Origin of the sequence: Robiginitalea aurantiaca (genome assembly GCF_030380815.1) — a bacterium.
In the GTDB taxonomy this organism is placed as follows: Bacteria; Bacteroidota; Bacteroidia; order Flavobacteriales; family Flavobacteriaceae; genus Robiginitalea; species Robiginitalea aurantiaca.
This window is the reverse complement of record NZ_JAUDUY010000003.1, coordinates 420501-443053: the sequence shown is the minus strand read 5'-3', so window position 1 is coordinate 443053 and position 22553 is coordinate 420501. Positions and strand designations below refer to the sequence as shown.

22 protein-coding genes are annotated in these 22553 nt (G+C 43.7%); 18 read left to right on the top strand and 4 right to left on the bottom strand.

Annotation, left to right across the window (positions count from 1 at the left end; translation table 11 throughout):
- Positions 1–399: 399 nt before the first annotated feature.
- A complete protein-coding gene (locus tag QU605_RS08390) occupies positions 400–1188 on the top strand; it encodes a DUF6090 family protein (protein WP_289724840.1) in 789 nt (262 codons plus the stop codon).
- 170 nt (positions 1189–1358) lie between these two features.
- On the opposite strand, the gene QU605_RS08385 is transcribed toward QU605_RS08390, so the two are convergent.
- Positions 1359–1793: a cupin domain-containing protein gene (locus tag QU605_RS08385; RefSeq protein ID WP_289724839.1), complete on the bottom strand. Its 435-nt coding sequence runs from the start codon at positions 1791–1793 to the stop codon at positions 1359–1361.
- A gap of 72 nt (positions 1794–1865) precedes the next feature.
- Here QU605_RS08385 and QU605_RS08380 point away from each other — a divergent pair, with 72 nt between their 5' ends.
- From QU605_RS08380 to QU605_RS08360, 5 genes are all read left to right on the top strand, one after another.
- Positions 1866–2462: a TetR/AcrR family transcriptional regulator gene (locus QU605_RS08380; protein ID WP_289724838.1), complete on the top strand. Its 597-nt coding sequence runs from the start codon at positions 1866–1868 to the stop codon at positions 2460–2462.
- Between the two features lie 487 nt (positions 2463–2949).
- Entirely contained in the window at positions 2950–3717 is a 768-nt protein-coding gene (locus QU605_RS08375; RefSeq protein WP_289724837.1) for a DUF6090 family protein, read from the top strand.
- Positions 3718–3820: 103 nt separating this feature from the next.
- Entirely contained in the window at positions 3821–4195 is a 375-nt protein-coding gene (locus tag QU605_RS08370) for a group III truncated hemoglobin (RefSeq protein ID WP_289724836.1), read from the top strand.
- On the top strand, positions 4192–4488 hold the full coding sequence (locus tag QU605_RS08365) for a glutaminase (protein WP_289724835.1): 297 nt from the start codon (positions 4192–4194) through the stop codon (positions 4486–4488). Before QU605_RS08370 ends, QU605_RS08365 begins: the two co-directional genes overlap by 4 nt.
- Before the next feature lie 123 nt (positions 4489–4611).
- Positions 4612–5664 carry a hypothetical protein gene (locus tag QU605_RS08360; protein WP_289724834.1) on the top strand — a complete coding sequence of 351 codons (1053 nt, stop codon included), beginning with the start codon at positions 4612–4614 and terminating at the stop codon, positions 5662–5664.
- A gap of 30 nt (positions 5665–5694) precedes the next feature.
- On the opposite strand, the gene QU605_RS08355 is transcribed toward QU605_RS08360, so the two are convergent.
- The 3 genes from QU605_RS08355 to QU605_RS08345 form a co-directional block, all read right to left on the bottom strand.
- A complete protein-coding gene (locus QU605_RS08355; protein WP_289724833.1) occupies positions 5695–7257 on the bottom strand; it encodes a phosphatase PAP2 family protein in 1563 nt (520 codons plus the stop codon).
- A gap of 217 nt (positions 7258–7474) precedes the next feature.
- Positions 7475–8932: a DUF1254 domain-containing protein gene (locus tag QU605_RS08350; RefSeq protein ID WP_289724832.1), complete on the bottom strand. Its 1458-nt coding sequence runs from the start codon at positions 8930–8932 to the stop codon at positions 7475–7477.
- Between the two features lie 49 nt (positions 8933–8981).
- Positions 8982–9812 carry a hypothetical protein gene (locus QU605_RS08345; protein ID WP_289724831.1) on the bottom strand — a complete coding sequence of 277 codons (831 nt, stop codon included), beginning with the start codon at positions 9810–9812 and terminating at the stop codon, positions 8982–8984.
- Between the two features lie 536 nt (positions 9813–10348).
- Between QU605_RS08345 and QU605_RS08340 the strand changes: the two genes are divergently transcribed.
- The 12 genes from QU605_RS08340 (at position 10349) to QU605_RS08285 (ending at position 22521) form a co-directional block, all read left to right on the top strand.
- Positions 10349–11317 (top strand): MBL fold metallo-hydrolase, encoded by a 969-nt coding sequence (locus tag QU605_RS08340; protein ID WP_289724830.1) that lies wholly within the window; start codon positions 10349–10351, stop codon positions 11315–11317.
- An 18-nt stretch (positions 11318–11335) separates the two neighbouring features.
- Positions 11336–13420 (top strand): penicillin acylase family protein, encoded by a 2085-nt coding sequence (locus QU605_RS08335; RefSeq protein ID WP_289724829.1) that lies wholly within the window; start codon positions 11336–11338, stop codon positions 13418–13420.
- A gap of 128 nt (positions 13421–13548) precedes the next feature.
- The gene (locus tag QU605_RS08330; RefSeq protein ID WP_289724828.1) at positions 13549–14055 is read left to right on the top strand and encodes a hypothetical protein; all 507 of its coding nucleotides are present in this window, start codon (positions 13549–13551) and stop codon (positions 14053–14055) included.
- A gap of 2 nt (positions 14056–14057) precedes the next feature.
- Positions 14058–14837 (top strand): esterase/lipase family protein, encoded by a 780-nt coding sequence (locus QU605_RS08325; RefSeq protein ID WP_289724827.1) that lies wholly within the window; start codon positions 14058–14060, stop codon positions 14835–14837.
- Between the two features lie 298 nt (positions 14838–15135).
- Positions 15136–15882, top strand: coding sequence for a DUF6090 family protein (locus QU605_RS08320; protein WP_289724826.1), 747 nt, complete (start codon positions 15136–15138; stop codon positions 15880–15882).
- A gap of 19 nt (positions 15883–15901) precedes the next feature.
- Entirely contained in the window at positions 15902–16858 is a 957-nt protein-coding gene (locus QU605_RS08315) for a TolB family protein (protein WP_289724825.1), read from the top strand.
- Positions 16859–17174: 316 nt separating this feature from the next.
- The gene (locus QU605_RS08310; protein ID WP_289724824.1) at positions 17175–18023 is read left to right on the top strand and encodes a glycoside hydrolase family 16 protein; all 849 of its coding nucleotides are present in this window, start codon (positions 17175–17177) and stop codon (positions 18021–18023) included.
- Positions 18024–18048: 25 nt separating this feature from the next.
- Positions 18049–18339, top strand: a complete 291-nt coding sequence (locus tag QU605_RS08305) for a hypothetical protein (protein WP_289724823.1) — start codon at positions 18049–18051, stop codon at positions 18337–18339.
- A 29-nt stretch (positions 18340–18368) separates the two neighbouring features.
- Positions 18369–18764, top strand: a complete 396-nt coding sequence (locus QU605_RS08300; protein ID WP_289724822.1) for a hypothetical protein — start codon at positions 18369–18371, stop codon at positions 18762–18764.
- A 309-nt stretch (positions 18765–19073) separates the two neighbouring features.
- The gene (locus QU605_RS08295; protein ID WP_289724821.1) at positions 19074–20138 is read left to right on the top strand and encodes a DUF481 domain-containing protein; all 1065 of its coding nucleotides are present in this window, start codon (positions 19074–19076) and stop codon (positions 20136–20138) included.
- Between the two features lie 90 nt (positions 20139–20228).
- Positions 20229–20780: a dihydrofolate reductase family protein gene (locus QU605_RS08290; protein ID WP_289724820.1), complete on the top strand. Its 552-nt coding sequence runs from the start codon at positions 20229–20231 to the stop codon at positions 20778–20780.
- 127 nt (positions 20781–20907) lie between these two features.
- Positions 20908–22521, top strand: a complete 1614-nt coding sequence (locus QU605_RS08285; protein WP_289724819.1) for a glycoside hydrolase family 30 protein — start codon at positions 20908–20910, stop codon at positions 22519–22521.
- The last annotated feature ends 32 nt before the right edge of the window (positions 22522–22553 follow it).

Sequence of the window (22553 nt, the reverse complement as noted above, 5' to 3'; positions counted from 1 at the left end):
ATGCCAAAAAGGGATATGGTCCAAAGATGTGGAAACATTGGCCTACTAGGCTAGCCTATTGGCAAGCTGCCATTTTATACAGTATCGGATTGACAACTCTATTAATGTTCCTTTTAAAATGGGCCAATGTTTTGACTTTTTAGAATTTGAATACAGTTAAACCAAGACTGTTTCAAACAGCATTGCCGGCCAGGGCGGTTTTCCCAATTTGCGGTCGCTCAAATTACCCTGCTTTGACAGGTGCTTTCAAGTTCAAGATCATAGGAAGTAACGTTTTCCTTTGTTATCAGAAACCTTTAGCCACTGATAAAATTCTTTGGAGGTTAGAACGGGAAACAAAGACCTGACGGACCTTTGCCAGTGAGAAAAAAGCGGTGCTATGGCCTAAAAATGAAAGATATGATCAAATTCTTCAGGCGAATTCGTCAAAACTTACTTATGGAAAATAAAACCGGGAAGTACTTTAAGTATGCTATTGGGGAAATAGTACTTGTGGTTATAGGCATCCTGATTGCCTTATCCATTAATAATTGGAATGAAGAAAGGAAGGAAAGAAAAAAAGAAATTAACTACCTCGAAAATCTTAAGATTGATTTACAGCATGAAATATTAAATAGTGAACAATATGCTGAATACCATTTCAAAAAGGTACAGGCATGCGCTAAACTCATAAACGGAGATGCCCCAAAAAACATTAAAGATGCTCAAGTCTATACAGACACATATGAAGTGGTTTTTCGTTGGAAAGATTTTGTTCCGAACAACAATACGTTTAAAGAGCTATTGAGCTCAGGCAATCTTAGTTTAATAAAAAATGATTCTATTAAAAATGGCTTGCTAGAATTAGAAAATAATTACGCTTCAATTGCCGGTAATGAGTATCATATGCGGAGAGAATTTGAGGAATACCTTTACGATCCACATGTTAAAAATATTTCTGCTATAGAGTTCTTTGATACAACTACTCCCACAGACGGATTACTAATCAGGCTAAAAGCCCAGGATATCCCTGAGTCCCGGCGTGATAAAGTTATTTCCGATGCAGCGTGGCAACACAATAATCAAACATTCACCAATGGATTAAAGTTAGCAATGATGAACAATACCGGATTAGGTCGTAAACATATGGATCAAGTAGCATTTATTCATGAATTGATACAATTGATAGATGTCGAAATCAACAAATAACAAAAGGACAACAACGCTCCATTAACGCCAAACGCCAACCAATAATGAAACCCTAGTGTTTCTAAATAATACTATGAACAAGGTAGCTGCCCTAATTTTATCCTGATAATTTCAGGTTGCCAGCACTTTTTAGCACCCTTTGAACCCTGGCTATAAAAAGTGATGTACTCCTAAACTTTGATAATCATATCAAACGCCTCCGCAGTTTCCATTACTTTTTGAATAATTTCAGGAGCGATAGACTTCTCTTGTGCGTCTTCAAGTTCCGCCGGAATACCCATTTGCTCAAAAAACGCGCTAAATCCCTTCGGGCTATGGATATTGACCCATTTACAGGGCGAATCACTTTTGTTCCCAAAAGTATGTAACGTCTTCGGAGGAATGTCAACCGACTCCCCTGCCCCGATCTTCATGATTTCTCCATCGACAAAAAATTCCATCTCTCCTTCTATAATCAGAAAGGACTCTTTGAATGAATTGTGTAAATGTGGAGGCGGACCCTGAACATGGGGAGGGGTGACCGCCAACATTAAATCATAATCTCCGGAAGTTTCGTAAGACGTAACCTGATGTCCCAGCACCCATTTTGAATTATTTTTTTCCATTTTATAAGACTTTTGTCTCACAAACATAAATCCTTCTTTTGAATTATCAAAAACTTATGAGATATTTGTCTTATGAACGATGATTATATCAACACAGGAAGGACAAACCAAAAGCAGGAAACAAGAGATAAAATATTAAAAGGCGCACAGTACTTTATAAATAAAGGAATGGCGTTTGGCCTCCAGGATGTAGCCAATAAAACAGGGCTTTCAAGGGCTACTATCTATCGCTATTATTCCAATGTGGAAGTACTTGCTGCCGAAGCCAGCCTGGATATAAAAACGCTAAGTCCGGAAGGCATTATTAAAGAACTTGAAGGCAAGAATCTCGAAGAGATGATTCTTGGAATTCAAGACTACTTTAATACACACGCCACGGAAAATGAGAATGCCTTTCGTAAATATCTAAGTTTTGTGATCGTTTCCAACCCATCTGAAATAAAAAGAGGCGCAAGACGTAAAAAAACCTTGCAACTGGCATTTGATAAAACAAGCTTTGCCGACAGGGAAAAAAATGATTTAATGCATCTGCTAACCATATTGATGGGCATAGAACCCCTAATAGTTACAAAAGATGTTTCCGGATTGAGTAATGAAGAATCACATAAATTACTACGATGGGGCATGGAATTAATTCTTAAAGGTTACTTTCATTCCAAAAAGAAATAAAGCCCGTTCCAGCAGGGTATAACCGTTGTTCATACTTTTGACATCATCAGACGTAAGGGATTATCATTGGTCATTATTTTTCTATTCATCATTGAGTTTGCACTCATGGTCTTATGGTTCTCCATGGTTCAACCCGGAACAGCGTCCGGCATAGCTATTTTCAGGGTGGTTCCAATTTTATTTGCAGTTAACTTGCTCCTGGGACTCTTATTTTATTACCTCAAAAAACCAATTGGACTCATATTTCTCGGGAATTCAATTTTCTGTCCCTTACTCTTTTTTGCGCTCTGGATTATGTGGTTCACCTACTGGTCCAAATAAGATCTGATGATGCCTTTTACCGATTGCATTGAATCAGGAGCTATTTCGGTATGCCCTTTTGCTGCACTCCCCTAACCCGTAGAAAATTCATAACTTGAAGCGTTATCAATTCCGGAAATAATTGTCTTCAGGTTTGTTTTGAGTGCCGGCTCATAAAACACAGCATATGATCAAATTCTTCAGACAAATCCGACAAAAATTACTTTCAGGAGGGAATACAGGAAGGTATCTTAAATATGCAGTCGGGGAAATCATACTTGTGATGATAGGGATATTGCTCGCCCTTCAGGTGAACAACTGGAACAATCACAGAATTGAAAAGGTGAAGGAACAAGCCGTTCTGAAAAACCTCCGAATAGATTTTAAAAATAATATTGAAAACCTCGATAAGGCCTATAATAGTTTTAAAGAAGCGTATGAGGCTTCTGTCAGCTTACTCGAGATTATTAAGGACAGCAGTGCATTGGATTCAGAAGAGGTTGAGCGCCTGGTCGACAATGTCATTAACAAAACCCAGTCTTTCGACTTTATTACCGGATCCATCAATGAGATATTCAACACCGGTTCTCTTCATATGATAAGTGATCCGGCGTTGAGAAAACAGATTTCCAATTGGCCCTATTATTTCACGGATACGGAAGATGATATCGTAATTTACAGGGACTATTTATTCGGTGTTTTCATTCCCTCCTTGACGGAAAAGGTTCGATTGAGGAATATGTCTGTTCCTTCCTTCTTTGAAAAAGATCTCGATCTAAAGGCGATTTCTAAATCCAGTTTCAACCTGGACTATACTCAAACCATAAGAACGGTTGAATTTGAAAATCAGGTTTATAATAATGCGCTTAATTATATGTATGTCATTAATTCTTACCGCATCTTTCAAAACTATTTAGAAGATACCCTAGCGCTTATCGAGACCAATATCCAATGACCTATTAGAGACGACAATAGTACCACAAGGTGTGTAAGCAATAGGTCCTTGCATCCCTGATCCCTTATAAAGGGCATCATAAGATGGAAATGGAAACCCGCAAATGAAGTCAGACATCACAAGCCGAAAGGACATTGAATTACTGGTGGATACTTTCTACGAGAAAGTAAGAAGCAACCCCGAACTGGGCTATATTTTTAAGGATGTAGCCAAGATAAACTGGGAAACCCACCTTCCAAGGATGTATTCTTTTTGGGGAAGCATACTACTGGGAGAATACAGTTATTCGGGTAACCCCATGCAAAAGCACATAGCCTTGAGTAAACTCACGGCCATTACCAACACTGAATTTTCAATGTGGCTACGTCTATTTACTGAGACCGTGGACAAACTTTTTACGGGCGAAAAAGCGACAGAAGCAAAGGTAAGAGCAGAAAATATCGCCAGATTAATGATGCACAATATTCAGACTGCATGACGCCTTCAGCATTTAGTCCAAAGGCGGAGGCTCTGGAATTCGCCTGGGACCGTCCTGAACGTAATGTAATCCCTTCGGATCGCAGAAAGATCCCGACAAAAAGGATAAACGCACTCATGCAGGCCAGTAGGTTTTGCGATAAATCCGGAGCGTTTGCTCTTAAAGTCGGACTCACCAGGAAATGCGGAGTCAGCAGGGGAACCATAGCCATGCAGGCAGATCAGTATGCCATTGCCGTATGGACTCCGGAATTGTATGAGAAAGGCAACTCCTGCCGAGGTATGAAGTTCTAAGAAGAATTTACGGCCAGAACCGAATTATCCATATTTCAGAACAAAAACCTTGCAAATAATCATTCGGAAAACCCGACACGAGAGATCGGAATTTCGTATCTTATAGCTACGATAAAACGGGCCATGATGCGCACCTCGAGCAAATTCTTAATCCTTTTTATTGGGGTTTTATCCCTTTCATGCCGTTCGGTAGGTCCGAATACCTTGCCGGCAGACCAATTTAACTTCAATACCTCCATCAGTCAGGCGTCTAATGAACAATTACTGATGAACCTGGTCCGCCTCAGATATAATGAGCCGCCGGTATTTTTAAAGGTAAACTCCGTAATCAACCAATATACCCGCGCTGGAAGCGTAGGTGCCCAGGCCGGTCTTAACAATGCAATTCCAACAGGTGCGAACTCCGCCATTGCAAGCGGAAATCTGGCCTGGTCGAATACCCCTACCATTACCTATGTACCTATAAGCGGAAAGGAATTTTCGACAAACCTTCTGCTGCCGATACCCCCGGGCACGCTGATCAATATGATTCAGGCAGGCTGGCCTATTGACCTGGTATTTAGTCTGGCAATTTTTTCGATCAATGATCTGAAAGACGATGTGGCCAGACCTTCCGCGCGCCGGGAAGCCGATGCTGAATTTCTCCATGTGGTCGATCTATGGGAAAAGTTGAGCGGAGCCGGAGTCCTTGGGGTCCGTCGGGGGGAAGTTGATTTGGTATTTATTCGTGAGGATTATCCTATTGCGCATAAAAAGGACGTGGCCGCATTCAGAGATTTATTGGGGCTGGATCCCGGGCTTTCTGAATATAAGATCGCCTACGGTAAGGTTCAGCGAAGTGATTCAGAATTCACTGTTTTGAGTGGCTCCATATGGGAAATCATGCTGAATCTGGCCTGGCAGTTTGACGTTCCCCAGGAACATGTGGCTAAAGGCAGGACGGTCGAAGGTTTCTATACCGATAAAAGGGTGGAATTTCCGGCCATCAATATCCAATTTTCAGATAAAGAGCCTGAAGACGCTTTTATTTCAGTTCTTCAGCAAGGCTATTGGTTTTACATCCATTCCGATGACAGGCTCAGCAAAAGGAACTTTTCCTTTTTGCAATTGCTATTGAACCTTGCGGAGAGCAATCCCTCCAACCAAATGCCGGTAGTCACGGTACCCACGAATTGAGCTAAATAGCAGCAAAACAACCGTTAAGTCCTACCACAGAAGGACGCTCAGGCTTAGGCCTGCAGACCAGGAGTTGAATTTCTTTATGATTGGCTCCCCTTCCACGTACACGGGTTCTACACTTTCAAGATCTGCCAGAAGTAATTGGGTGAATTTCAGATCTGAATCTGTATAATGCCCATAAATCCCCAGGGCAGTTATTTTCCCAATACGGTATTTGTAGTAGAATCCTGTGGACCAGGCAAAGGTCGTTTCCGGAAAATACTCCGAATAAAGAAGTTCAAAATCGGGGTCGACAACCTCAACGTCAATTTCGCGCAGGTTTAATTTGGTGTCGGATCCGCTCAAACTTCCGGCCACCCACTTACCGCCGATGATATGTTTTCCGAAACCATACTGGAAATACGGTCCCACCATGAGGTTGGTGCTGCCCAGCGCCTGGAAGACTGGCTCATAGCCCTGATCCCGAATGGCATCCAGGGCTTCCGAACTGAACTGAATCGGAAAACTCTGTCCCTGGATTGTCGCCCCCAGACCAATATAAGGGTTGAAGAAATAAGCCCCTTCTGCCGACAGTACATACCCGCGGTCCGCACGGACACCCGATTGCGGATTGTCAAAAGCCTTCGTAAGACTGGCAAAGCCAAGGGTCGAACTTATAAAGGAAGGACGTCGTTCATTGATTATCTTGTCGCTGGGTTCGGGAATAGGATTGATCCCTTTCTCCTTGTAAATTTCACCATTGATAAAATAGGCAAGTTCTGTCAGGGAAATACCCAGGCCGGCACCCATCATCACATCTGATATCCAGTGTCGGTTGTTCAATTGACGGAACATACCTGTAAAAGTGGCCAAGGAATAGGCACCAACGCTGTAATAGGGGCTGAGATGTCTGTATTCTTTATGAAAAATATGCGCGCCCATAAAGGCGGTCGTAGTATGCCCGGACGGGAAGGAGTTATTGGCTGTTCCATCGGGTCGCTCTTCATCGATGAGGCCTTTCATCGTGTGCACCACAATTCCGTTGAGGGCCAGGGCGGTAGCCATTGTAGTCGTTTTGCGAAGCAGTTTATGCCGGCTTTTCACGCCAAAGGCATCCAGGGCATAGGTTGCGGCATATGGAATATACTGGGTGTAATCGTCTATGGTATTTTCATAATTGGGCAGATACCTGTTGATTTCATCCCTAACCTTGACGCGACTAAAGGTTCCGTTATCCTTATAAGTAATTGCCGCCATGGTAAAGAACCCACCGGATACGATCAGGGAGATTCCGGTGTCCGTTTGGTACCATTTCAAATTTGCGGTGTTTAGGTTTCCGGTCTGGTATCCCAGTGGATTGTTACCAGTGTACAAAACGGAAGATGTAATAGCCATCGGGTTAGAGTCTTCGCTGTCCAGAAATCCATGATTATCCAGAATGACATTGGATAAATCGTGTGCCACCAGCGCCTCTACTCCGACAGTACCTATGCTTAATTCCGAAATCTGCTGATTGGAGAAATAGGGCAAACTACCGGAAACATACTGTGGGTAAAGCTGCTGGCCAAAAAACCCTATGATTAACCCAATAATCCATTGTGTTCTTTGCAAACTCCGAATATTTAAGCGTGCGAAAGGCATATAGTATATTTTAATTACAATATCTGCTGATCCAATCCCAAAGGCCTAAAGAGCCATCCTCATTAAAAGTCAGGTACTCCTCCCTGCATGAGAGCTGACTCATTATTGACATTTTGCACGGCCACGCAGTGGCACGATCTTTTTACAATTTTCTCACACAACCATTGAGATTTCGTTACCCAAGCAATTATTCATTAGTCTTAACCAGCGGTGGATTAACCCACTCCCCGGAGAGCGCTTCTTCTTTAGGACCATAGAGGCGCATCACACAGTAAAAAGGTCCATCCGGTGCGGGCAGCCAATTGCTTTCTAACGCTTTGCCCGGTGAATCTTTTTGAACATAAAGGGTTAACGAACCATCTTCTCCATACACAAATTCATCCAGGGAACTGGAGTTGAGTAAGTACCTCTCCAACGGATTATCAATAAACAACTGCGTCTGTCCGTCATACATACTCAGCGACCAAAAAGCATTCACAGGGGGCAACCCGTCTTTTTCAAAAGTCAGGGTATATCTATTATTGGCCGCGTTGAACGGTTCAGCGGATTCATCCAGCAAATACGTTGGATAAATGGCTTCTGAACCTGTGTTGCCATAAAGTCCCCTCTCAGCAGCCGTAGCCCGAAGTAAATAAAGCTTGTCGAGCTTAAAATTTTCTTTTGCACTTGTGGTTAAAAACTCACGGGTGCCAAATATTTTGGCACTTGCCAGAGGATCTGTTGTGATGGCGGCAGTAAAATCTTTTATCTCCTGCAGACCCTTAGCTACGCCTTCTTCTATGGCTTTCTGCGTTTCTTCATCAAAGCGATTGAGGTCAAAACCTTCCTGAGTCCCAATACCCAGTTTGGCCATGTCGTTTCTCAATGCTACTTCACTTTCAACCGGAGCGGTCAGGTTCAGCATGAAGTTTAAGTAGTTAAATGAAGCGGTTGTAAACTCATCGCCATCCTTCCAAACCAAAAACGCTTCATCTCTGTCGGTAACCATAGGTTCCCGGCCTAAAAATTCGTTCATACTTTGCACGGTATAGGCATCCTGGATGGCTTTCACATTTTCAAGGTCATCCGGACCCATAAGCTGAGTGCGAACCACCACAAAGAACAAGTCTGTCTCGCAATAGATGATGTCCGTGATGCCCTCGGGTTTATCACCTTCCCATCCTTGTCTGGCAATCAGATAATTTCCTTCCTTATTATCATTGGTTAAAGTACCTATGTAGGCGAAGTTATGCGTGTATAAATCGACGAGTTGAAAATGGTAAAACCTTTCCGGTTCCATTTCAGGGACGGAAATAACCTGGGGCTCGTCGCGAAGATCCATCCAAAACATGCAATAAGGCGTGTCGGAATTCGGGGTTACAACAGCTTTATCGTCTGGGGTAAACAGGCGGGCGACACAACTTTTTTGATTGATCGGGCCTTTGTACTCCGGTGATTCCGTATTTAAAGTATAGTTATACAAGGTCTTGTAATTCACCACCATGGGAAACCCATATACATAGGCCTCTGCAGTGATATCGACTATCTCTTCATGGGATAGTTCGGAAATGGAACTTTCTGTTTTGTCCTTTCTGGCATCATTACAGGATGCAACCAAAAAAAGCAACCCAAGGAGTAAGGAAGCTGTGATACTTAATTTTCTCATTGTAATTTATTTTCAGTTGTTAATCAATATCACTTATAGAGATTCCGGACTATTTCTTTCCGGAAAGAATTGATTTCGGTATGAGAAACTGTACCTGGAACCTCCATTGCCATTCCGGACCGAAGTCCGGGCGGACTATATTATAATACAGCTGGGTTTGGAGGTTTACCGGTAGTTTGCCTCCCAACATGACTAACTTCCCGCCGCCACCGCCCAGGGGTACAATCCATTGATCTCCAGAATCGGCCTGCCAGTCTGCCGTGATGATAGGGGCGGAATTCACATACCATCCATCCCCCAACTGGCGCACAATAAATAGGTTAAGAAGCATGTGATTTACATCCTCCCTTTCGTCCTTGCCTGCAATGGACCAGGTATTGTTGGCCAGAAGGCCAAAAGTCCAGTCCCCGGGTTGCATCAGGACCACAAAGGATGGGCCGATGCTCCATTTCTGGGTCCCGCGAATCGCCCCGCCTGAAGGAATTTCAACAACAGGGCCTATTCCCCAGGTCGTCTTGCTTTCCGGGGAGTAGAAGGCCGTAAAAACGATGTCGCCAAGACCAGAAGACAAGTTGCCGCTTTCACTGCCAAAGTCTGGGATGCTGACAATTGGGAAGATGGTTCGCGTTATGATACGGCCATCGGCAAAAGGTAGTACGGGCTGGATGTTCAGAACATTCAGATTCCGGTTGAATTCCCCATAGTTCATATTGAGATTATTCTGAAAAGGGAAACTCATCAGATCTGCCAACGGATTTGCGGCCTGCTGGGATAATTCTTCCTTAGTTTGCTGCCCATGAACCATAAGGCCCACTAAAAAGAATATGGATACCAGCCAAACCCTGCAGAACCTTTCATTGAATTGAATTTTCAACATCATCACATTTTGGATTTTAGTTAAATTCAAACAGTACTGAGATTCTACAGTCAGGTCTGAAACACAGGTAACCAAACCGTGGAATCAGAATCTTTTAAAAGTAGTTTTAGACTACAATGTCAGCAATGATCTGTATCATGAGTAGAGTGAAATAACCATATACCTATGAGAGAGTATGATCAGAGTAAAGCCCTGCACAAGTAAGCTCTCCAGCGCTTCTTGGAGCTAATGATACGCGAATTGAGATTTCCTTTAGAAAGAAAAAAGCCTGAAATGAAATCGGAGGAGGGTCACCAAATAGGTAAGGACAGCTCCAAAGGTGCTTATCCACCTCTATAGTGCAGGATAAGTACTATATTTATGTGCTTTCGTGAACTTATGTTTCACCATTACCGACCATTCACCAATGATCAAATTCTCAAACCTCAACAGGTAATCTTTACTTTCAAAAGAAAACAGGAAAGTATTGCACGCACATGTTTAGAGGAATTATTACGGTGAAATTGATAGCGCCATTAAAGCACTAAACTCAGAACTGAATGACCTTTAAAACGACCTTCATCAGACATCAAATCCTTCTGATCATAATTGTCCTCAATAGCTCTTTCCTCACAGGACAGCAGGACAGGAAACCCGTTTACGAATTAAAAATCACCACCCTCTCCACCATGCTGACCAACGGCAAAGGCATTGGCGAATGGGGATATTCGGCCTTAATTGAAGTGGACGGAAGGAAGATACTATTCGATACGGGCGCCAGGCCGGAGACGGTCTTAAATAATGCACGGGAGTTGGGTATTGATTTATCGGATGTCGAAGACGTCTTCTTAAGCCACAACCACTGGGATCATACCGGTGGCCTGCTCACCCTGAGGGAGGCGCTCAAAAAAAGCAACCCCAATGCCCTTAAACGAGTTCACGTAGGGGACGGCATCTTCAGTAAAAGAGTGAATTCCGACAACACCCTTTTGGTCACAAAAGAGGCATTGGAAGAAGACAATGTCACGTTTATTGTCTATTCCGGGCAACGCGAATTATTCCCCGGAGTCTGGATCACAGGGCCGATTCAGAGAATACATGACGAGCGCAACTGGTCCGGAAATGGAAAGATAGAAACTGAAAATGGTACCATTGAAGATACGATACCGGAAGATCAGTCTTTGGTGATTGATACCCCAGAGGGCTATGTCCTGGTTTCGGGGTGCGGGCATGCGGGCCTTGTAAATACCCTGGAGCATATTCATGCAAACATTAATAAAGAAGCCGTTTTTGCAATAATTGGCGGCTTTCATTTAATCCAAGCATCCGATGAACAATTAAACTGGACGGCGGGTAAATTAAAGGATTTTGGCGTTTCGAAAATAATTGGATCCCATTGCACGGGAATCAATTCACTGTACGCCCTGAAAGAAACGCTCGGACTCAATCGCAGTGATGCCGTTGTGGGGTCTGTGGGGGATAGTTTTAATTTGGAAACCGGTATAAAAGCGGGCATTATTGCACGGTAAATCATTTATCATTCTCTTATGAACAAAGTATTTATAATCTCACTACTAATACTCCTCACCGCTTGTGCCGCTCCTGTAGATTCGGGAATTAAACAAGACGAAATTCTTTGGGACAGTTACGGTGTTCCTCACATCTATGCAACCTCCGATTCCAGTCTTTACTACATGGCTGGATGGGGCCAAATGAAAAACCATGGAGATCTGGTTTTGAAGCTTTATGGAGAAGCAAGAGGGGTCAGTGCGGAACTATGGGGCGAGGGATTTGAAATCAACAAAGCGCTTAATCAGTTGGGAATCTATGACCAATTGGAGCCTGCCTACAATCAGTTAGACAAAAAATACCAGCAAATGCTCACCTCCTTTGCGGAAGGAATCAACAGTTATGCAGAAAAACACGCCCCTGAACTCGATGAAAAATACATAAAGGTACTCCCGGTCACCGTAGAAGATATTATTGCGCACCAGTTCCGTGTGATCAATTATGAATTCCTGATTAGACAACAGTTCCTGACAGGAGAAAGAATTGAAGGAGGATCCAATTCCTGGGCACTTTCAGGCAGCAAAACCGCTACCGGGAACCCCATGCTTGTAGTAAACCCGCATCTGCCCTGGTCCGATCTGTTTCTTTGGCATGAACAGCAGTTTATAACAGAACAGTACAATATGTATGGCGCCAGCCTTATCGGTACCCCTTCTCTCGTACTTGGCTTTAATGAATTTGTTTCCTGGACACATACGGTAAACACCCTGGACAATACAGATTTGTTTGAAATTCAAAAACAGGACAACACCTACTTTCTCGATGGAGAATACCTGCCCTTCGAGGAAAGCAACTATACCGTTAAAACATTAAACGAGGATGGAACCACTTCCAGCCATGAATTTACCCGCAAAAAAACCAGGCACGGAATCGTGGTCAATGAGTCAGAGGAGCAGGTAATCGCCATCCGATTTGCACAAATGGAAGACTTCGAGCCTATAATTGAACAGTATGACCGAATGGCCAAAGCCCAAAACCTGGACGACATGAACAATGCGCTCGCCTTAAGGCAAATGCCATTTTTAAATACGGTTTATGCAGACACGGACGGAAATATCATGCATCATTTTGGCGGATTAGTTCCTGTAAAGAATGGGGACTGGGACAAATGGCAGGGGGTTGTTTCAGGAGATTCCAGCGCGAATATCTGGACGACGTATTACGAAAGCGACCAGCTGCCAATGGTTGTCAATCCAACTTCCGGGTGGTTGCAAAATGCCAATGACCCGCCTTACGTAAATACGGTCCCTACTGTGCTGGACCCAAATGATTTTGCCTCCCATATCGCACCTCTCGACATGGCCTTTAGACCTCAGCGGGCAGCGAGACTGCTTCATGAAGAGGACGCTATTTCCTTTGACAGACTTGTTGAACTAAAACACGATAACAAAGCAGAGCTTGCCCTGAGGCTACGGGACGATCTGATTGGCCTGAAGGATGTCACAACCGACTCCTTGGCCCTCGCTGCCATTGATGTGATTACAACGTGGGATGGCTCATACGACGCCCAGAGCCTTGGTGCCATTTTTTTTATGGAATTCGTCAACACTATCCGATCCGAAAAACAAATCGGGGCCTATCAACTTGGAAGTTTTTTAAAAGAACCCTGGAGTTTCGAAGATCCGATAAACACCCCGGACGGGTTCCCGGACCAGGAAGAGGTAATTGGAATCATCAGGACAGCTGCTGAGAATCACTTGTCCAAATACCCGTCACTTGAGGTTCTTTATGGAGACTATTTCAAGCTAAAATTAGGGGATTTGGAATATGCCGGTACCGGAGGACCTCAATATCTGGGTGTTTTCAGGATTATGATCGCCAGTCCGGATGGGGAGGGTGAGTTCGTCGGTTATTTTGGGGACTCTTTTGTTCTGGTCGTGGAAATGGATGAAACCATTAAGGCCAAAGGTCTTTTGACCTATGGGAATTCCTCTGACCCTGATAATCCCCATTACGGAGATCAATTGGAGCTTTTTAGTAAAAACCAATTGAGAGAAATCTGGTTTTCCCGGGAAGCTCAGGAATCGAATTTGGAGAAAAAGGAACGTATTGACGATATGTAGCAAGTGCCTGACCTGATCTCCCGGGGTTTCGGGTTAAAATCAGTCTGGATACAACTGGCTCTTCTAAATCGCTTCGGGGGGTTTACACCCCATCAATACCTTATGAATATATTATAGCAGCCAAAATTATGAGAAAACTTATACTATCACTTCTAATGCCAATCGCGCTAATTTCCTGCAAAGGGGTAGCGCAAAAGGATGCAAAATCAGCAAGCGAAATTCCTTCGAATTCAGAAATCAGAAGTAAGGCGGATATCGATTTTATGAGTAACCCAATGGCCGAAGACCACAGGGATGTCATCTCCGAAAAGTATAACGCACTCGAGGTGAATTTTGCTTCCTATTATGTAATTACAACCTGGGGGTGTGGGTCTGGTTGTGTGACCGGGGCCATGGTTGATACGCGAGATGGAAAGGTTTATTCGATGCCTGAGGACAAGGAATGGGGAGGTAACGGAACCTATATTGAATCAAAAAAAGAAAGTGAAACTCTTTTAACCGTTGCTGTTGCGCAATCCCCGACTGGAGAAACCGAAGAGTCCCGTAAATACTGGGTATGGAATGAGGATTTAAAGACTTTTACATTCATGAAAGCCGAATCAGTCCTATCCAGTAAAACTCGAAAAACGAATTAGACATGAAACACATCAATTCATTTTTGCTTTTTCTGTTAACCCTTTGTCTTTATCCCTCGCCCATTTCTGGCCAGGATGAATCTGCCAAACCTGTTTTTGTTCTGGTGCATGGCACCTTTCAATGGGGAGGACAGTGGAACCTGCTCAAATCTGACCTGGTTTCTAAAGGTTATGTAGTGTACAATCCAACGCTGACCGGTCTGGGTGAAAAGAATCACTTATTATCCAAGGAGACTGGCATTTCAACCCATATAAATGACATTGTTAATTTTATCAAATGGCGCGATTTAGACAATATCATATTGGTAGCGCACTCCTATGGCGGGCCTGTAATATCGGGAGTTGTTGACAAGGTTGGAAACAAGATAAAACATCAAGTTTATATCGATTGCGCACCCGCAGACAATGGAGAAAATACGCTGGATGTTTTTGGCCCTGAGGTTGCGCGTATCTCAATGGAATCTGCAAAAGAAAATGGAGACGGATGGCTCATTACTGCCGATGCATTGAGAGAACCCATTCCAACAATGTCTAAACATCCTTTGAAATCCTATACGGAGCGCGTAGAAATTGTCAATGATGTAAAAACAGATGGCACCATAATAATTGCTACCGAAGCCATGGAAATATTTGGGTACATGAGAACTAAAAGCGCACCCAAAAAAGCTAAAGCCAGAAACTGGGAAGTAATCACAGTAGAAGGTCCGCATACCCTTCAGGAACAGGATCCTTCCATGTCGGAAATTTCAAAAATCCTGGTGGATATTTATGAATCACTCTAAACTTAAAGACGGACCGTGATATCCATTCTGGAAGGAAATTGTTCAATTCACACAGCGTTGGATACTTACAGTCTCCTATTCGTCCTTTTTTGATAATCTAAGGCTTGTGATCTCGTTCGCAATTTCCATAAGCCGGGCTGCAATAGTCACTACATGTGTTTCGGAGGCAAGTGGACACCCCTCAGAACAGGAGACTCGCCCCCTGCATTCGGTTCTCAATGAATGACAGCCCCGCTTGCAATCCATACCCAATAAGATAAAAGACCTTAGTATCTTAGCATATTAACCCCCCAGCCTTATGTTTAAATTCTTCAAACGCATCAGACGAAACCTGCTTTCACAAGGCAAAACAGGCAAGTACCTCACCTACGCCCTTGGGGAAATTGTACTGGTGGTCATAGGTATTTTGATCGCCCTGCAAATCAATACCTGGAATGAAAGCAGGAAAGAAATTGGAAAGTCCAGGGCTTTGCTGAAAGAATTCAGAAAAGATTTGGTTAGGGATACCCTGGAATCCAATTATGTCATCGGAAAGTTGGAAGATCAGGTAAAACTGGAACGCTGGGCCCTGACATTGGTTTCCTATGATCTGAGTCATAGAGATAGTTTGAGAAAAGTGCTCTTAGGCCCCTATTACCAGCAACCTATGACGGCACGGACCTTCAATAAACTACAAAATTCCGAAAACCCGAACCTCACAGGTTTTGCAGACCTCCAAAACAAACTCACCAAATATTATACCGACACTAAATACCTCTTGGATGCGTATAATGAAGAAGAAAAGTATCACGCCTTTGAGAACGACATAAATGAAATCATACGCTCCAAAATAGAAATCCATATCGCGGATTTTCCTATGCTTCCCCGGGATAACGGCCAGCCTGATGCTATACTGGATTTTGCACAAAGCATTCAGGGAAGGAATTATATTAAGGAGAATTATATACACAGAACGGGAATGATCCGGTATTTTCAGAGCCTTAAACAGCAGGCAAAGGAACTCATTGAGCTGATTGACCTGAGTCTGAAAAGGGAGTCACGATAACCGAGAAAACTAAATGGCCATGAAAAAAAAATACATCATCATCCTATTCTCAATCTTTGCGCTTAGCAGTTGCAATCAAAAAACCGAAATCCCCAACGCAGTTTATTCTAAAGAGCCCGTTAAGAGTCCTGTCCCTTTTGCACCTGGCGTGATCTCCACAGAAGACCACAGTGAATTTGAACTCGCTTTTTCACCTGACGGCCTGACAACCTACTTCTCACGGAGGGCCCCGGAACAAAAACAGAAAATATATATCAGCCATTTTAAAGATGGGCAGTGGACCGAAGCCAGACGTGCCGAATTCTCGACAGACCGGGACGAGGCCGCCTCCATAACACCGGACGGCAAATACCTGTTCTTCGGTTCAAAACGACCCATTCCGAATAAGCCCAACAAAGGCAACTTTGACATGAATATTTGGATGATGGAAAAAGCGGATAACGGCTGGAGTGAACCCAGACCTTTGCCCGAACCCATCAACGCCGTTCAAAGCGAAAATGAAGAATGGCCCTCCTCCAACAATAATTTCTTCTTTACCCATGACAACACAACCTTTTACTTCACCACAATGAAGCGTGGAACAAACGCTATTAAACTCTACGAAACCAATTTTGATGGCAAGGGCTTCACGGAACCAAAAGAGGTAAAAGGCATCTTCAGTGATGAGCAGTACTGGATATATTCAGCGGTAATTTCCCCGGATGGAAAGTACTTGCTTTTCAATTCCTACGGAGTTCCAGGCGGAGCGGGAGGTGAAGACATTTTTGTGTCGAAAAAAGTAGCAGATGGATGGAGTGAAGCCAGGCCAATTGGAAAATTGATAAACACTAAAAATGAGGAAAGCAGTCCCAGGTTTTCCAGAGATGGAAAGTATTTCTTCTTTTCCCGTGCCGAGAATTTGGGTAACTATGAATATGGGGAATGGAATATTTTCTTTCTTGAAACCGAGTATCTGAACTTGGAATCCATTTTTTGAGTTTAGAGGGTAGGTAATTTGCACCTCCAAGTGGGGCAAGAGCCCCGTGTAGGATAAAAATTCTTAATTTAATCAAGTCAATACGGCCTGGCAATAATCCACAGGTGAAAAGGTATTCGTTCTTGAAGAGATTCCCTTAAAAATTACATTCCCGGCAGAAGCGGATGACAACAGAATCACCATCTGGGAATCCGGTGGTGCGCCTGCCAAAATTGAAAAGAGTACGAAACAAAATACAAAAGGGAGAAACGAAAATGACAAGGGTACCCCAAACCATACTAAGCTTAAATAAAAGATGAATATACCGACCGCTTACATGAAATATAGTGTTGTACTTTTTATAACATGCCTGACTTTTCTTGGAAATTTACGCGCACAAAACAGCGTAAATCCTTTACAGGAAACAGCAACAGGTAAGCGCTTCGAAACTTTAGTATGGTCAGATGAGTTTGAAGGCAATGGACCTGTAGATGCCAAAAAATGGTTTCACCAGACCCAACTGCCACCAGGAGGAAGTTGGTTTGGTGGAATAATAAACCATTACACAGACCGACAGGAAAATACTTATCTAAAAGACGGCCTCTTACACCTGGTTGCAAAAAAGGAAGTGTTCAAAGATCAGGGTGAAGTGAAAAACTATACCTCAGCCCGATTGAATTCAAAATTTACATTTACGCATGGACGGGTGGAGATTAAGGCAAAAATGCCCAAAGGGACAGGTACATGGCCGGCCATCTGGATGTTGAACAAAAACATTGACGAAGATGGCGCCTACTGGGATAACGAAGGGTTTGGGAAGGTGAAATGGCCCTACTGTGGGGAAATAGATATTCTTGAACACTGGGGAAAGAACCAGGACTACGTGTCCAGTGCGGTCCATAATGGTTCAGGTTATGGGGGCGCAGTTGAAAATCTTGGAGGGCGGCGCGTGGCGGGAGTATCCGATCAATTTCACGTTTATGCGATTGAATGGACAAAAAACAAAATGACTTTCAGCATTGATGGTGTCGTTCATTATGTATACGAACCCTCGAAGAAGGACACCAATACCTGGCCCTACGATTCGGACTATTATTTAATTCTGAATATTGCCATTGAACCGGACATTGATCCTGAATTTACCGAAAGTGCGCTTGAGGTGGATTATATCAGAATCTATCAATAAAACCCACGCAAATACATTCAAAATTATGATCCTACAGATTATCAAATTAAGATCTGACCTTTCGGAAGAAGAACTCTTACGTAAGGCACGAGAAAGGGAGCCCCAGTTTAAAGCGATACCAGGGCTTGTCCAGAAATACTATGTAAAAACAGGTCAGGCTGGAGTGTACGGGGGTGTTTACGTTTGGGATTCCCCAGAATCCCTTCAATCCTTCCAAAAAACGGATTTAGCCAAAAGCATCCCGCAAGCCTATGAAATTGTAGCCGCTCCGGATATTGAAATCATGGATATTTTATTTCAACTGAGAAACGATTAGACCGCAAAGGCGCCAACACCAAATGCCCCATGAAGCGATTTATCCTTTGCCTCTTTCTTACTGCTGTTGTAACGAGTTGCGACCCGGCGTCTGTGATGGACGCCAATATTGAAAATAAAACGTCACAACCCCTATCCCTCATTTTATTTTCTTCCGTAGTCCCAAACGAAACATTGGTCCTCCGCCCTGGTGAAACCCTTTTGTTTCAGGAAGGCTTTTCTTCTACCGGCGGTTTTCTAGAACCGTCATTAATGGAATTTGACTCCGTTTACATCGAAAGTACCTCACAGGAAATTCTCAAAGTATTCAATCAAAATACGGCTGGAAAGAATATTTTTAATGTGGATGATTACTGGATTTTTAGCGAGCCCTCAAAGCGCTTTTATAAGTATGATTATCAAATAACTGCTGAGGATATTGAGTAAACACCTTTTGTGAACAGAGAAGATTCCGGCGATGTAATCCAAAGTCAATTCAGACATTTCCGAAGTCCTTTGTTGTAATCATTAAGGCACGATCTAATCATCATAATAATCCCTGAACCAGATCCTTAAGGAAACCCTTAAGTGAAATCGCCTATGTAAGCGCTCAGTTGCAAAAACCAGAAGTATGATATAGAAGAACCGGGCTATAGGATTTATATTTGCCGTGAATTTGACGCTTCGACTGTAACTGGATTCCCAAAAAAAAGAAGTTACATGCCGGAAAGAACAGTTTTCTAAACATCTTTTACCATGAACAAATTCTACTTTATTGTTTTTTTACTCGTAGGCCTGCACAGCGTGAGCTGGGCACAAAATGACACTTTGTATCTCAACAATGGCGATATTATTGTCGGGGATTTAAAAGGAATGGACCGGGGTGTTTTGACCATTGAACCTACGTATTCAGATTCTGATTTTAAAATCACCTGGGAAGACATCAAAGAAATGAAGGCGACACAACGCTATCTCATTACGCTTTCCGATGGAGAAAGAATCAATGGGACATTCAGCAGTGCCGGCGAAGGGAAAATATTCATCGATAATGAAGAGGGGGAGGACCTGACCGTAGACCAAATTGATGTCGTAAATATCAAAAGTATCGATAGTGGTTTTTTAAGCCGCCTCTCAGCCAATATTGACTTTGGACTTTCTCTGACCAAGGCCAATAATCAAAGACAATTAAATGGCAATCTGAGATTGGGTTATCTCGAGGATCGTTGGTCAGCAGAATTGTACTATAATACGCTGATCACCACCCAGGACAATGTATCCGATATTCAAAGAAATGACGCCGGCATCGGTTACCGGTACTTCCTGCCTAAAGATTGGAATCTCGGAGTGGACCTGGATTTCCTATCCAATACGGAACAGTCGTTAGATTTGCGGTCTACCGGAAAACTTGGAGTTGGTAATTTTGTGAAACGGTCAAACTCCATGTACTGGAATGTGACGGGAGGGGTTGCGTTCACGGCTGAATCCTATACCCCGGTATTAAACCCGGAGGATGGGACTACGACAACGGCCCCCAGCAGAAGGTCCCTTGAAGGATTTGTGGGTACTGAGCTAAACTTGTATGATATCGGGGATTTGAACCTTCTCACAACTGTGGTATTCTACCCAACCATTATTTCCGACGAATCTGTAGAATCCGGACGTATTCGTACAGACTTTAGATTCGATGCGAAATACGACGATATTTTTATTGATGACTTTTATGTCAGAGCGGGTTTTACCCTGAACTACGATAACCGTCCGGTTGAAGCTGGCAGAGAGGTCGATTATATCTTTACTACGGGATTTGGCTGGGAATGGTAAACCACCTTTAAGACCTCATGCAAGGCGTTTTAAAACGCGATCCTGCTCTGATCAATCGAGGTGGTGTCCTTCGCAAGGAACAAATAAGTGATGCTTAAAAAGAACAGCGTATTCATCGCGTCGAGTCTGGATGGCTATATCGCCGATAAAAAGGGGGGTATTGATTGGCTGCACACAATTCCCAATCCAAATCAGGAGGATATGGGGTACACGGACTTTATCAATAGAATTGACGCCCTCGTTATGGGGCGACAAACGTTTGAAACGGTATGTGGGTTTAATGTAGTCTGGCCCTATTCAATACCTGTTTTTGTTTTGAGCAATTCGCTGAAAGAAATACCTGAGGACCTGAAAGAAAAGGTGTTTTTAACCCAGGGAAGCCCTGGAGAAATTTTAGCGCAGATCCACCAAATGGGTTTTTTCCGGCTTTATATAGATGGCGGGGTAACCATACGTAATTTTCTGAAAGCGGACCTTATTGATGAGATGATTCTAACCACAATCCCTATTTTACTGGGTGGTGGTTCTCCTTTGTTTTCCGAACTTCCGAAGGCACTGCAATTTGAATTGGCCGGCACCAAAACATTTTTAGACCAGGTAACCCAGAATCATTATCTCCGAAAGCGGCATCTTGCTTTGTAAGAACCACTCCAATTGAAGGTTGGCAGTACTCGTTGGTCTTGAAACAACTATCTTGTATGCTTTCTCAATTCCGGTTCAATTCTAAAGGGTTTAGGATCCGAACCAGATTTTCAGACCGCAAAGAATTATGACAGACCGAACCCTTCACAGAATTTCCCTGATGACCTTTGCATGGCTTATGCCTTCGCTGGTTCTCGCCTTATCCCTTGTTTCAGTAGGCTGCAAACCTAAAAGTGATTCCGCAGCTTATAAAGCCTTTGTTTATCAAACATCCCAGGCTGGTGACAATCTCCAATTACTTTCGAACGATGAAGTGCAATTCCCTGGAGTGCACGGTAAGCAAGTTGCTCTGGAGCTTTTTCCTGATAAAGAATTTCAAAAATATTACGGCTTCGGAGCTTCCTTTACGGAATCATCGGCCTGGAACCTTGCAACCCTTCCATCGGAACAGCGACACGAGGTCCTGACCCGGTTGTTCAGCCCATCGGAGGGCGCAGGATTCACTCTTACGCGAACGCACATCAACAGCAGTGACTACGCCAACAATCATTACACCTATGTTGAGGATGGTGATGTAGATCTTTCCACATTCAGTGTATATGAGGATATGAGAGGTTTCACAGGTGATGAAAACGAACAGGTACGCGGAATTGAACTGGCAGAACCCTCCTATGACCTTATCCCGATGATCTTAGAGGCCTCCAATATTCCCGGGGCAGACTTCAAAATAATTGCATCCCCATGGAGCCCGCCTTCATGGATGAAAACAGGAGAAACGGCTGAGATGACCAATGGCACCTTACTCCCAGAGTATTATGGGCTTTGGGCCAAATACCTGTCGAAATATGTAAGTGCCTATGCCGAACAGGGAATTACGCTCTGGGGCATTACGCCCCAGAACGAGCCCTTACATGCTCATGATGCCCGCTGGGACAGCAATGGGTTTACCCCTGAGCAGGGTCGTGACTTTTTGCGGGATCACCTGGGTCCTCAACTTGTAAAAGACGGTCACCTTAACCCCGATGACCTGGATTCCGGATTGCGGGTGCTGATCTACGACCACAACAAATCTACACTAAACGATTATGTAACGCCGACATACCAGGACCCTGAAGCCTCAAAATATGCCTGGGGCACGGCATTTCATTGGTATGCCAACTCAGAACTGGAAGCGAATAACTGGTATGCGGAGGAATTGGACGCCCTAAGGACGGCCTGGCCACAAAAGGGAATGATCCACTCCGAATCGAGTATCGATATTGATGCCGAGGATCCCATTGGTCAGTACTGGAGGGAGAGCACCGACTATGCGGGTACTTTTGTGCCTTTCGACACCTACGCCTATGATATCATTTCCGATTTGAATCACGGAACACAGGGGTATGTTGAATGGTGCATCATTCTTAGCCATAAAGGGCAACCAAATCCCTATGACAACTTTAACAGCGCTCCGGTACTTATCAATCCGGTTACGCACGAAGTGATTTACACCCCGCTTTATTATTTGCTAAGCCACTTTAGCAAATTCATCCGCCCTGAAGCCCGCAGGATCGAAGTGAAAGGCGAAGATGTGGAAGGCCTTATTTATACGGCTGCCAAAAACCCGGATGGTTCCATTGCCGTGGTTGTTTTTAACCGAAACGAAGTGGCTCATGAACTTACCATTACCCTGGAGGGGGATTCACATGCCATGCAAATTGCACCCAGGGCGATGCAGACGATCCATTTTCAAAGCAGGTAAACAACTCCCCTGAGAAGCAAAATTGTCAATTT